Genomic DNA, 13,156 nt, shown 5'->3' with positions numbered 1-13,156 from the left:
GCCGGGTGCCTGGGTTGGGCACATCCGCTGGGTGCGTCCGCTTGGTGCCTCGGCCGGGTGCCGCTCATGCGGTGCGCCGGCGGGGGGCGGCCCGCGGCGAGCGAGCCTCGGGAGGGGTGGAGGTGGGAGGGGTGGGGGTGGGCCCCAGGAACCGGGCAAGGAGAACCGGGGCAACCGCCCGAGGGAGAGCCTGACAGCCGGAAGCCCCGGACAGCCGGAACCCACCCGACGTAGCCGGAAGGCCACCCGGAACAGCGGAGAGCCCCGGAACAGCCGAGAGCCCCGGCGCCGCCGAAGCGGCGCCGGGGCCCGAGACCTCGAAGGAGGCGATCAGTTGTGCGCGTGCAGCTCGGCGTTCAGACCGCCCCAGGAGCCGGCCCGGGCGATGACCTCGACCGCGCCGGTCTGCGAGTTGCGGCGGAAGAGGAGGTTGTCCTGGCCGGACAGCTCCACCGCCTTCGCCACCTTGCCGTCCGGGGTGGTCACCCGGGTACCGGCGGTGACGTAGAGGCCGGCCTCGACCACGCAGTCGTTGCCCAGCGAGATGCCGATGCCGGCGTTGGCGCCGAGCAGGCAGCGCTCGCCGACCGAGACGACCTGCTTGCCACCGCCCGACAGCGTGCCCATGATCGAGGAGCCGCCGCCGATGTCGCTGTGGTCACCGACCACGACACCCGCGCTGATCCGGCCCTCGACCATGGAGGTGCCCAGGGTGCCGGCGTTGAAGTTGACGAAGCCCTCGTGCATCACGGTGGTGCCGACGGCCAGGTGCGCGCCGAGCCGGACGCGGTCCGCGTGCGCGATGCGCACACCGGAGGGGGCCACGTAGTCGGTCATCCGCGGGAACTTGTCGATCCCGTACACGGCGAGCTGGCCGCCCTGGGCGCGGACGGCCAGGCGGGCCTGCTCGACCTTGTCCACCTGCACCGGGCCGATGCTGGTCCACGCCACGTTGGCCAGCAGGCCGAACAGGCCGTCCAGGTTCTGCCCGTGCGGCTTCACCAGACGGTGGCTCAGCAGGTGCAGGCGCAGGTAGGCGTCGTGCGCGTCGATCGGCTTCTCGTCGAGCGAGGCGATCGTGGTGCGCACGGCGACCACCTCCACGCCGCGGCGCGCGTCGGCGCGCAGCGCCTCGGCGGTGCCGGCGCCCAGCTCGGTCTCGGCCTGCTCGGCGGTCAGGCGGACGGTGCCGGCCGGGCCGGGCTCGGCGGCCAGCGCGGGGGCGGGGTACCAGGTGTCGAGGACGGTGCCGTCGGCGGCGATGGTGGCCAGACCGACGGCAACGGCGCCGCTTGCGAGGGAGGTGGATTCTGCAGTCACATCGTGCACGTTAACGAATGCGGGGCTCCGGTGCCGAACACGCTCACCGTGCGGACAGCGCGGCGGGCCGTCCCGCGCCGCGCCGGGGCCGGGGCCGGAGCCGGTGGAGACCGGGGGCGCGGCAGGTCATCGCGGGGGGCCGGCGGGGGGCCGCGCCGCCCCCCGCCGCGCAAAACCCGGTGCTCGGCGGGCGGGTACTGGGCAATACTCGGGCTGGTGTTCATGTCGATCTCCACCACCGGTACTGCCGAGAGCCCGGCCACCGACCTCGGCTTCCTGCTGCACAAACACCCCGGCAAGGTCCAGCGGTTCGGGACGTCGCACGGGGAGGCCCACGTCTTCTATCCGGCGGCGGGCGACGAGCTCTGCACGGCCGCGCTGCTGCTCGACATCGACCCGATCGCGCTGGTCCGCAGGGGCCGGGGCAAGGGCCGGGGCGGCTCGCCGGACTTCGCGCTCGCGCAGTACGTCAACGACCGCCCCTACGCCGCCTCCTCGCTGCTCGCGGTCGCTCTGCGGACGGTCTTCCGGACGGCGATGAAGGGTGTCTGCGAGGCCCGCCCCGGGCTGGCGGACCGTCCCCGGCCGCTACGGATCGCGCTTCCCGCCGTGCCCGCCAACGGCTCGGGCGAGGGTGGCGGGCCCGCCATGGTGGCCCGGCTCTTCGAGCCGCTGGGCTGGCGGGTCGAGGCGGTGGCGATCCCGTTGGACGAGTCGTTCCCCGAGTGGGGCGAGTCGCGCTATGTGCGGGTCGAGCTGGCCTCGTCCACCGTCCGGCTCGCGGACGCGCTCCAGCAGCTCTACGTGCTGTTGCCGGTGCTCGACGGTGCCAAGCACTACTGGGTCGCCCCGGACGAGGTCGACAAGTTGCTCGCCGCCGGCGAGGGCTGGCTGGCCGACCACCCGGAGCAGGCCCTGATCGCCCGTCGGTACCTCGCGCGGCGCTGGTCGCTCACCCGGACGGCGATGGCGCGCCTGGAGCTGGCACGGCTCGCCGAGGCCGACGACCGCGAGGTCGAGGAGATCGACAACGCGGTCGACGACACCGACGGCCCCGAGCCGGGGGCGGCGCACCCGTCCGTCACCGAGCGGGCCGGGGCGGGACCGGCCGGCGCTGGTGAGGCCGAGGCGGAACCGGTCGAGGACGGCGCGCCGTCGAAGCGGCCCTCGCTCGCGGAGCAGCGCCGGGCGGCGATCCTGGCCGCCCTGCGTGAGGTCGGGGCGGCCCGGGTGGCCGATCTCGGCTGCGGGCAGGGCGAGCTGATCGGCGCGCTCCTCAAGGACGCGCGGATCACCGAGGTGCTCGGTGTGGACGTGTCCGCGCGGGCGCTGATCGCGGCCGCCCGCAAGCTGCGGTTGGAGCGGATGCCGGAGCGTCAGGCGGCCCGGGTCAAGCTGGTCCAGGGCGCGCTGACGTACACGGATTCGCGGCTGAAGGGCTACGACGCGGCGGTGCTCTGCGAGGTGATCGAGCACCTGGACCTGCCCCGGTTGCCGGCCCTGGAGTACGCGGTGTTCGGGGCGGCCCGTCCGTCGGCGGCCGTGGTCACCACGCCGAACGCCGAGTACAACGTCCGTTGGGAGAGTCTGCCGGCCGGGCACGTCCGGCATGCCGACCACCGTTTCGAGTGGGACCGCGCGCAGTTCCGCGCCTGGGCCGAGCGGGTGGCGCGGTCCTACGGCTACACCGTGGTGATCCGCCCGGTCGGGCCGGAGGACCCGGAGGTGGGGCCGCCGACCCAGCTGGCGCTGTTCCGCCTCGGCACCACGGCCGAGTCCGAGCACGAGTCCGAGCACGAGTCCACCGAGCACGAGTCCACCGAGCACGAGTCCATCGAAGCCGCCGACACCACCGCATCCGACCGTACGACGCCCGAAGGGGGCGAGCCCCGATGACGAACGACGACAACGCGCAGTTCCCGAGCCCCACCGAGGGGACGCCCGTCGAACAGGGCGCCACCGATCCCGGCAGCACCGGACAGGCCGGCACCCCCCAGGTCGCCGACCCCGCGAAGGCGCGCCGCCTCCCGGTGACCGACGTCTCCCTCGTGGTCCTGGTCGGCACCAGTGGCGCGGGCAAGTCCAGCTTCGCCCGCAAGCACTTCCTGCCCACCCAGGTGATCTCCTCGGACTTCTGCCGTGGCCTGGTGTCCGACGACGAGAACGACCAGTCCGCCTCCGCCGAGGCCTTCGACGTGCTGCACTACATCGTCGGCAAGCGCCTCGCCGCCGGCCGGCTGACGGTCGTGGACGCGACCAACGTTCAGCCGGAGGCCCGCAAGCAGCTGATCCGGATCGCCCGTGACCACGACGTGCTGCCGATCGCGATCGTGCTGGACGTCCCGCCGGGCGTCTGCGCCGAGCGCAACCGCTCCCGCCCCGACCGCCAGTTGCCCGCGCACGTGGTGCCGCGCCAGCACCGCGAGCTGCGCCGTTCGCTGCGGGGTCTGGAGCGCGAGGGCTTCCGCAAGGTGCACATCCTGCGCGGCGAGGCCGAGGTCGAGGCCGCCGAGATCGTGCCGGAGAAGCGCTTCAACGACCTGCGTCACCTCACCGGCCCGTTCGACATCGTCGGGGACATCCACGGCTGCCGCTCCGAACTGGAGACCCTGCTCACCCGCCTCGGCTACGCCCTCGCGCGGGACGACGCCGGCCGCCCGGTGGACGCGGTGCACCCCGGGGGCCGTACCGCCGTCTTCGTCGGTGACCTGGTCGACCGCGGCCCGGACACGCCGGGTGTGCTGCGCCTGGTGATGGGCATGGTGGCGGCCGGGCACGCGATCTGCGTGCCGGGCAACCACGAGAACAAGCTCGGCCGCGCGATGGACGGCAAGAAGGTCACCGTCTCGCACGGTCTCCAGGAGTCGCTGGACCAGCTGGCGGGGGAGTCGGAGGAGTTCCGCGCCGAGGTCCGGGCGTTCATGCGCGGCCTGGTCAGCCACTACCTGCTGGACGGCGGGGCTCTGGTGGTCTGCCACGCCGGTCTGCCGGAGAAGTACCACGGCCGGGCCTCCGGCCGGGTGCGCTCGCACGCGCTGTACGGGGACACCACCGGGGAGACCGACGAGTACGGTCTGCCGGTGCGCTACCCGTGGGCGGAGGAGTACCGGGGCAAGGCCCTGGTGGTCTACGGCCACACACCGGTGCCGGTGGCGAGCTTCCTCAACAACACCATCTGCCTGGACACCGGCTGCGTCTTCGGCGGCAGTCTGACCGCGCTGCGCTACCCGGAGCGCGAGCTGGTGGGCGTCGAGGCGGAGCGGGAGTGGTACGCGCCGGTCCGGCCGATGATCACGGACGCGCCGGGCTCCCGCGAGGGCCGTCCCCTGGATCTCGCGGACGTGGCTGGCCGCCGGGTGGTCGAGACCGCCCTGCACGGCCGGATCGCCGTCCGGGAGGAGAACGCGGCGGCCGCGCTGGAGGTGATGAGCCGGTTCGCGATCGACCCCCGGCTTCTCGCCTATCTGCCGCCGACCATGGCGCCGAGCGCGACCTCGCGCCGCCCCGGTTACCTGGAGCACCCGGAGGAGGCCTTCCTCGCCTACCGCGAGGACGGCGTCCGGCAGGTGATCTGCGAGGAGAAGCACATGGGCTCCCGCGCGGTGGTGCTGGTGGCCCGGGACGACACCGCGTTGGAGAAGCGGTTCGGGACGGCCGGACCGGGGGCGATCTGGACCCGTACCGGTCGGGCCTTCCTCGGCGACGACGGCCTGACCGCCGCCGTCCTGGGCCGGCTGCGGGCCGCGGCGGAGCGCTCCGGGCTCTTCGACGAGCTGCGGACCGACTGGCTGCTGCTGGACGCCGAGCTGATGCCGTGGTCCCTCAAGGCCACCGAACTGCTGCGCCGCCAGTACGCGGCGGTCGGCGCGGCGGCGCGCGCGGCGCTGCCGCAGGTGCTCACCGCGCTGGAGCGGGCGGCCGACCGCGGGCTGGACCTCTCCGCGCTGACGTCCCGGCAGCGGCAGCGGGCCGCCGACGCCCAGGCGTTCACCGAGGCGTACCGGCGGTACTGCTGGCCGACCGAGGGCCTGGCGGGCATCCGGCTGGCACCGTTCCAGGTGCTGGCGGCCGAGGGGGCGAACCTCGCGGTGCGTCCGCACGACGAGCACCTCGCCTGGATCGACGGCCTGGTCGACGCGGACCACGCGGCCGAGCCGCAGGCCCCGGTCCTGCACCGGACCGCCCGGCTGCTGGTGGACACCGGTGACGAGGCGTCCGTCGCGGCGGCGGTCACCTGGTGGGAGGAGCTCACCGGGGCGGGCGGCGAGGGCATGGTGGTCAAGCCCCTGGCCTCGCCGGCCCGGGGCAAGGCGGGGGAGGGCCGCCCGGGCGGGCTGATCCAGCCCGGGGTCAAGGTTCGCGGCCGCGAGTACCTGCGGATCATCTACGGGCCGGACTACACCGAGTACCTGGACCAGCTGCGGCAGCGCTTCCTGGGGCACAAGCGCTCGTTGGCGCTGCGCGAGTACGCGCTCGGCCTGGAGGCGCTGGACCGGCTGGCGGCGGGTGAGCCGCTCTGGCGGGTGCACGAGCCGGTCTTCGCCGTCCTCGCGCTGGAGTCCGAGCCGGTCGACCCGCGGCTCTAGGGTCCGTTCCGGGGCGCTCCCGCCGGGGAGTCGCACCGCCGCGGACCGGGCGGGTCCCGCAGGTCGTCCTGCGGGACCCGCCCGGGCCGCGGGCCCGGCCACCGCGCCTCGGCCGGCGCAGGGCGAAGTATCGCGAAGTCTTTGCATAGAAATTCCGAGCATCGTATATAATTGCCGCTTCGCTGTTCGTCCACGTCACCCCAGGAGCCCGGCATGGCCTTCAACCTCCGGAACAGGCATTTCCTCAAGGAGCTCGACTTCACTCCCCAGGAGTTCCGTTTCCTGGTGGACCTCGCCGCCCAGCTCAAGGCGGCGAAGTACGCGGGCACCGAACAGCCCCGGCTGCGTGGCAAGAACATCGCGCTGATCTTCGAGAAGACCTCCACCCGGACGCGCTGCGCCTTCGAGGTCGCCGCCCACGACCAGGGCGCCACCACCACCTACCTGGACCCGTCCGGCTCGCAGATCGGCCACAAGGAGTCGATCAAGGACACCGCGCGGGTGCTGGGCCGGATGTTCGACGGCATCGAGTACCGGGGGCACGGCCAGGCGGTCGTCGAGGAGCTGGCCGCCCACGCCGGGGTCCCGGTCTGGAACGGCCTGACCGACGAGTGGCACCCCACCCAGCTGCTCGCCGACGTCCTGACCATCCAGGAACACACCGCCAAGCCACTGACCGAGGTGGCCCTCGCCTACCTCGGCGACGCCCGCTCCAACATGGGCAACTCGCTGCTGGTCACCGGCGCCCTGCTCGGTATGGACGTCCGGATCGTCGCGCCCCGGGCGCTCTGGCCCGCCGAGGACGTCCGGAAGGCCGCCGAGGTGCTCGCCGGGTCGACCGGCGCCCGGATCACCCTCACCGAGGACGTCGACGCGGGCGTGGCCGGTGCCGACTTCCTCTACACCGACGTCTGGGTCTCGATGGGCGAGCCCAAGGAGGTGTGGGTCGAGCGGATCGAGCTGCTCAAGCCGTACCAGGTGTCGATGGAGACCGTCCGGGCCACCGGCAACCCGGCCGTGAAGTTCCTGCACTGCCTGCCGGCCTTCCACGACCTGGGCACGGTGGTCGGCCGGCAGCTGCACGAGACGACCGGGATGGCCGAGCTGGAGTGCACCGACGAGCTGTTCGAGTCGGACCACTCCATCGTCTTCGACCAGGCGGAGAACCGCCTGCACACCATCAAGGCCGTGCTGGTCGCCACCCTGGCGTCCTGAGGCCCTGGGGTCCGGATCCGGACCCCAGGGCCCCAGGGGCGTCCGGCCGGTGGGTCACGGCTTCAGCTTCACGCAGGCGGCCCGGTCGCCCGCGGCGTGCGGGCCGGCCGGGGTGCCCGCGTGCAGGACCACCGAGCGGGCCTCGCCCGGCCGGGGTTGCCAGGCCACCGAGGTGGAGGTCGAGCCGGCGCCCCGGGCGTCGGTGCGCAGCGTCAGTCGCAGCTCGTTGCGGTCGTTGGCGTAGGCGGGGTCGGTGGAGGGCTGCACCGGGTCGGGGATGTGCTGGTAGTGCGGGCCGGAGGCGGCCGTGTCGGCCCCGCAGGAGCCGGTGTGCAGGTGGGCCGGGAACTCGTGGTCCGGGGCGAGTCCGGTCACCGTCAGGGTCAGCAGCGTCCGCCCGGGCAGCGAGCGGTCGATCACCACGCGGACGTGCGAGCCGTACGGCACCAGGTCGGTGGCGTGGCTGATCGCGGTCGGCGGGACGAAGGCGGACGCCGGGTCGAAGGCGGCCTCGACCACCGAGACCGTCCGACCCCCGGAACCCCCGGAGCCGGCAGGGCCCCCGGAGCCCCCGGCGGCATCGTCGGCATCGTCGGTGGCCGGGCGCACGACGGCCGGCGACGCCGGCGCGGTGTGGGCGGCCTGCGCGGGAGGGGTGGCCGCCGCGGCTGCGGTGGGCGCCAGCAGGGCGAGCGGGAGCAGGGCGGCGGCGATCGGACCGGGCATCGGCGGGCCTTCCGGGGTGGGGAGCGGTACGGCGGACGCCCTGCTCAACGGCGACCCGTGCCGAACGGACACCCCCTGGGCGGTCCCGGCCTCCCCGGAGTCCCGGCCGCCCTACCCGGCCGCGCCGCAGATCCCGCGGATCTCGCAGCGCGGCCCGCTGGCCCGCATCAGCCGCAGGTCCGCCGTGACCAGCGGGGCCCCGTACTGTTCGGCGACCGCGACGTACGCGGCGTCGTCCGGCGTGAGGTTGTCCTTCAGCTCCCAGATCCGGCCGAGCAGCGGGGTGATCCCGACCTTGCGGATCGCCAGCTCGGGCAGTCGGGCGGCGATCTCGCCGACCCGCTCGGCGGTGAGCTCCTTGGCCAGGTAGAGGCCGCGCAACGACTGCATGACCTCGATGACGATGTGCTCGGGGGCCACCCACTCGCCGTCGGCCGCGAGTTCGGCGCGGGCCGCCGTCCCGCGCTCGCCCTCGTCGGCGAGCGCCAGTACCAGTGCGGACGCGTCCACCACGATCATCAGTCGCCCCCGGCCCGTTCTCGTCCGTCCTGTCACGTCGTCGGTCACGCTACCGGTCGCCCGCCGCCCCTGCCGGGCCCGCTCTCGGCGGCCGGTCCCGCCGCCCCCGCCGCCCCTGCCGGGCCAGCTCTCGGCGGCCGGTCCCGCCACCCCCGCCGCCTGCCGCCCACGGGCCCCGACCCGCCGCCCCCACGGGCCCCGACCCCGCCGCCGACCGCTGGACGCCCGGTCTTGGGGGCCCGGTCACGAGGGGTTCGGGCGGGATGCGCCGGGCGGGGGCAGCGTGGAGGTGGTGCCGACGTGGCGGACGCGCCGCCATGCACTATGGTTTATCTCGACATCGAGATAACTGCCCATTACTATATATCTCGACATCAAGATACTTGCCGAGAGGCGCTCACCGGCGGTGCGCGCGAGGTCAACCTAAGTAAGGGTGACCTTACCACCGTGGCGGCCGGATACCGCACGAAGCACCTAGAAGGAGTCAGTCGTGTCCGCGAACAGCTTCGACGCCCGCAGCTCGCTGCAGGTGGGCGACGAGTCGTACGAGATCTTCAAGCTCTCCGCCGTCGAGGGTTCCAAGCGGCTGCCCTACAGCCTCAAGGTGCTGCTGGAGAACCTGCTCCGCACGGAGGACGGCGCGAACATCACCGCCGACCACATCCGCGCGCTCGGCAACTGGGACGCCGACGCCCAGCCGAGCCAGGAGATCCAGTTCACTCCGGCCCGTGTGATCATGCAGGACTTCACCGGTGTGCCGTGCGTGGTCGACCTCGCCACCATGCGTGAGGCCGTCAAGGAGCTGGGCGGCGACCCGGCCAAGATCAACCCGCTGGCCCCGGCCGAGCTGGTCATCGACCACTCCGTCATCGCCGACAAGTTCGGCACCCCGGACGCCTTCGTCCAGAACGTCGAGATCGAGTACGGCCGCAACAAGGAGCGCTACCAGTTCCTGCGCTGGGGCCAGACCGCGTTCGACGAGTTCAAGGTCGTCCCGCCGGGCACCGGCATCGTCCACCAGGTGAACATCGAGCACCTGGCCCGCACGATCATGGTCCGGGGCGGCCAGGCCTACCCCGACACCTGCGTCGGCACCGACTCGCACACCACCATGGTCAACGGCCTGGGCGTGCTGGGCTGGGGCGTCGGTGGCATCGAGGCCGAGGCCGCGATGCTCGGCCAGCCGGTCTCCATGCTGATCCCGCGCGTGGTCGGCTTCAAGCTCAACGGCCAGCTGCCGGCCGGCACCACCGCCACCGACCTGGTGCTCACCATCACCGAGATGCTGCGCAAGCACGGTGTGGTCGGCAAGTTCGTCGAGTTCTACGGCGAGGGCGTCACCGCGATCCCGCTGGCCAACCGCGCCACCATCGGCAACATGTCGCCGGAGTTCGGCTCGACCTGTGCGATCTTCCCGATCGACGCCGAGACCATCAACTACCTGAAGCTCACCGGCCGCAGCGAGCAGCAGCTCGCCCTGGTCGAGGCGTACGCCAAGGAGCAGGGCCTCTGGCACGACCCGTCGGTCGAGCCGGTCTACTCCGAGTACCTGGAGCTGGACGTCTCCACCGTCGTCCCGTCGATCTCCGGCCCGAAGCGCCCGCAGGACCGCGTGATCCTGGCCGAGGCCGCCACCAGGTTCGCCGAGGCGCTGCCGACCTACTCGGCCGAGGCCTCGAAGCCGACCGCGGTGACCGCCCCCGACGGTTCGACCTACGAGATCGACAACGGCGCGGTCGTGATCGCCTCGATCACCTCCTGCACCAACACCTCCAACCCCTCCGTCATGCTGGGTGCCGCCCTGCTGGCGAAGAAGGCCGTGGAGAAGGGCCTGACCGTCAAGCCCTGGGTCAAGACCACCCTGGCCCCCGGGTCCAAGGTCGTCATGGACTACTACGAGAAGGCCGGCCTGCTCCCGTACATGGAGAAGCTGGGCTTCAACCTGGTCGGCTACGGCTGCGTCACCTGCATCGGCAACTCGGGCCCGCTGCCCGAGGAGGTCTCGGCCGCCGTCAACGAGTCCGACCTGGCGGTCGTCTCGGTGCTCTCCGGCAACCGCAACTTCGAGGGCCGGATCAACCCCGACGTCAAGATGAACTACCTGGCCTCCCCGCCGCTGGTGGTCGCCTACGCCCTCGCGGGCAACATGAACATCGACATCACCCGCGACGCGCTGGGCCAGGACGCCGACGGCAACGACGTCTTCCTCGCCGACATCTGGCCCTCCGAGCAGGAGGTCGCCGACACCGTCGCCGGCTCCATCGACGAGGCCATGTTCGACAAGGGCTACCAGGACGTCTTCGCCGGTGACCACCGCTGGCAGTCGCTCCCCGTCCCGACCGGCGACACCTTCGAGTGGGACGCCGAGTCCACCTACGTCCGCAAGCCCCCGTACTTCGAGGGCATGGCCAAGACCCCGAGCCCGGTGACCGACATCGCCGGTGCCCGCGTCCTGGCCAAGCTGGGCGACTCGGTCACCACCGACCACATCTCCCCGGCCGGCAACATCAAGCCCGGCACCCCGGCGGCGCAGTACCTGACCGCCAACGGTGTGGAGAAGCGCGACTTCAACTCGTACGGCTCGCGCCGCGGCAACCACGAGGTGATGATCCGCGGCACCTTCGCCAACATCCGCCTGCGCAACCAGATCGCGCCGGGCACCGAGGGCGGCTACACCCGCGACTTCACCCAGGCCGACGCGCCGGTGTCGTTCATCTACGACGCCTCGCAGAACTACCAGGCCGCCGGCATCCCGCTGGTCGTCCTGGCCGGCAAGGAGTACGGCTCGGGCTCGTCCCGCGACTGGGCCGCCAAGGGCACCGCGCTGCTGGGCGTGAAGGCCGTCATCGCCGAGTCCTACGAGCGCATCCACCGCTCGAACCTGATCGGCATGGGCGTCCTGCCGCTGCAGTTCCCGGAGGGCCAGAACGCCGAGTCCCTCGGCCTGACCGGCGAGGAGACCTTCTCCTTCACCGGCGTGACCGAGCTCAACGACGGCCGCACCCCGGCGACGGTCAAGGTCAAGGCCGTCGGCGCGGACGGGGCCAGCGTCGAGTTCGACGCGGTCGTGCGCATCGACACCCCCGGCGAGGCGGACTACTACCGCAACGGCGGCATCCTGCAGTACGTGCTGCGCAGCCTGATCGGCTGACCACCGCGCGCACCCCGGGGCTGAGGCCCCGACGGTAAAGAGACAGTCAAGAGGCCGGATCGCGTCAACGCGGTCCGGCCTCTTGTATGTCCGGGTCGAATGGACTAAACCTCTGTTTCAGCTTGGTCCAGACCACTTGATGCTGATTCAGAGAAAGCCGCAGGTCTTCTCGTATGCGCATGCTCAGTCGTACCGCTGCCTTCCTCGCCGCCGTCACGGTGGCCTCCGCTGTCGCCGCCCCCGCCGCCTCGGCCCACGACCGCGGCCCGCGGCTGAAGGGGGAGCGGGTCGGCTACTTCACCCAGTGGGGGGCCAACAGCTCCGCCAAGCGGGTGCAGGAGTCCGGCCAGGCCGGCAAGCTCACCGTCATCAACTACGCCTTCGGCAACGTCTCCGCCGACGGCACCTGCTTCGAGTCCAACGAGGCCGGCCAGGGCGACGCCCTGAACGACTACCAGCGCCCGTTCTCCGCCGCCGACTCGGTGGACGGCCGGGCCGACGCGCCGGGCCAGCGGCTGAAGGGCCACTTCAACCAGCTGCGCAAGCTGAAGGCCGAGAACCCGCAGCTGCGCACCGTCATCTCGCTGGGCGGTTGGAGCTGGTCCAAGTACTTCTCGGACGCGGCCGCCACCGACGAGGCCCGCAAGAAGTTCGTCTCCTCCTGCCTCGACCTCTACATCAAGGGCAACCTGCCCCGGTTGGCCGGCTCCCCCGAGGGCGGCACCGGGGCGGCCGCGGGCGTCTTCGACGGCATCGACGTCGACTGGGAGTACCCGGGCGGCGGCGGTGACGCCGGCAACGTCGTCCGGCCCGAGGACGGCCGCAACTTCACGCTGCTGATGCGGGAGTTCCGCAAGCAGCTGGACGCGCTCAGCGGCAAGAAGGGCAAGCACTACCTGCTGACCGCCGCCGTGGCGGCCAACGAGACCGTCGCGGACCGGCTGGAGCTGCCGGAGGTCGCCAAGTCCGTCGACTGGCTCAACCTGATGACGTACGACCTGCACGGTCCGTGGGAGGGCAAGGGCCCGACCAACCACCAGGCCAACCTCTACTCCGACCCGACCGACCCCGAGCCGCGTCAGCGCAGCGCGGACAAGGCCGTCGACCACTACGCCGCGCGCGGCCTGCCGTCCCGCCAGACCGTGCTCGGCGCGCCGTTCTACGGCCACGGCTGGACCGGTGTCCCGGCGGGCAGCCGCAACGGCCTGTACCAGTCGGCCACCGCGGCCGCGGGCGACCTCACCTACCAGGAGATCAACGCGCTGCCCGGCAAGCTCTCCGTGGACCGTGAGCACGGCGCGTCCTGGAAGTACGACGGCACCACCTTCTACAGCTACGACAGCGCCGAGGTGCTCACCGCCAAGGCCCGCTACGCCCGTTGGAATGACCTGGGCGGCGTGATGGTCTGGTCGCTGGACGGCGACGACGCCCGGGGCAGCGGGATCGCCGCCCTGGACCGCGGGCTGCGGGGCAACTGACCCCGGCCGGACCGGGCCCGGCGGCCACCGCCGGCCCCCGTACGACCCGGTCGGCCCCGCGCCACACCGCCGGACGCCGCACCACACGGGGACGGGCCCGCCGCGAGCGATCGCGGGGGGCCCGTCCCCGGGCCGGGGGGGGGGGCGTGCGCGGGAGCGGC

At 72.7% G+C, this 13,156-nt stretch carries 8 protein-coding genes; 5 read left to right on the top strand and 3 right to left on the bottom strand.

Annotated features, from left to right (window positions below):
* Positions 1-330: 330 nt before the first annotated feature.
* Positions 331-1,320 carry a 2,3,4,5-tetrahydropyridine-2,6-dicarboxylate N-succinyltransferase gene (gene dapD, locus ACFXHB_RS22070; protein WP_380576300.1) on the bottom strand — a complete coding sequence of 330 codons (990 nt, stop codon included), beginning with the start codon at positions 1,318-1,320 and terminating at the stop codon, positions 331-333.
* A gap of 216 nt (positions 1,321-1,536) precedes the next feature.
* Here dapD and ACFXHB_RS22065 point away from each other — a divergent pair, with 216 nt between their 5' ends.
* The 3 genes from ACFXHB_RS22065 to argF all read left to right on the top strand — a co-directional run bounded on the left by ACFXHB_RS22065 (position 1,537) and on the right by argF (position 7,121).
* Positions 1,537-3,216 carry a 3' terminal RNA ribose 2'-O-methyltransferase Hen1 gene (locus tag ACFXHB_RS22065; protein ID WP_380576299.1) on the top strand — a complete coding sequence of 560 codons (1,680 nt, stop codon included), beginning with the start codon at positions 1,537-1,539 and terminating at the stop codon, positions 3,214-3,216.
* Complete coding sequence (locus tag ACFXHB_RS22060; RefSeq protein WP_380576298.1) at positions 3,213-5,906, top strand: polynucleotide kinase-phosphatase; 2,694 nt, start codon at positions 3,213-3,215, stop codon at positions 5,904-5,906. Before ACFXHB_RS22065 ends, ACFXHB_RS22060 begins: the two co-directional genes overlap by 4 nt.
* Before the next feature lie 213 nt (positions 5,907-6,119).
* Positions 6,120-7,121 (top strand): ornithine carbamoyltransferase, encoded by a 1,002-nt coding sequence (argF, locus tag ACFXHB_RS22055; protein WP_380576297.1) that lies wholly within the window; start codon positions 6,120-6,122, stop codon positions 7,119-7,121.
* 54 nt (positions 7,122-7,175) lie between these two features.
* On the opposite strand, the gene ACFXHB_RS22050 is transcribed toward argF, so the two are convergent.
* Both ACFXHB_RS22050 and ACFXHB_RS22045 read right to left on the bottom strand, forming a co-directional pair.
* On the bottom strand, positions 7,176-7,847 hold the full coding sequence (locus ACFXHB_RS22050) for a superoxide dismutase (protein ID WP_380576296.1): 672 nt from the start codon (positions 7,845-7,847) through the stop codon (positions 7,176-7,178).
* A gap of 111 nt (positions 7,848-7,958) precedes the next feature.
* Entirely contained in the window at positions 7,959-8,402 is a 444-nt protein-coding gene (locus ACFXHB_RS22045; RefSeq protein ID WP_380576295.1) for a type II toxin-antitoxin system VapC family toxin, read from the bottom strand.
* 454 nt (positions 8,403-8,856) lie between these two features.
* Here ACFXHB_RS22045 and acnA point away from each other — a divergent pair, with 454 nt between their 5' ends.
* A complete protein-coding gene (gene acnA / locus ACFXHB_RS22040) occupies positions 8,857-11,517 on the top strand; it encodes an aconitate hydratase AcnA (protein WP_380576294.1) in 2,661 nt (886 codons plus the stop codon).
* A gap of 179 nt (positions 11,518-11,696) precedes the next feature.
* Positions 11,697-12,995 (top strand): glycoside hydrolase family 18 protein, encoded by a 1,299-nt coding sequence (locus ACFXHB_RS22035; RefSeq protein WP_380576293.1) that lies wholly within the window; start codon positions 11,697-11,699, stop codon positions 12,993-12,995.
* Positions 12,996-13,156 lie beyond the last annotated feature (161 nt).

This window comes from Kitasatospora sp. NPDC059327, from assembly GCF_042752535.1.
GTDB lineage: Bacteria > Actinomycetota > Actinomycetes > Streptomycetales > Streptomycetaceae > Kitasatospora.
Note: the sequence above shows the minus strand (reverse complement) of the source record. Positions and strands in the feature narration are given on the sequence as shown.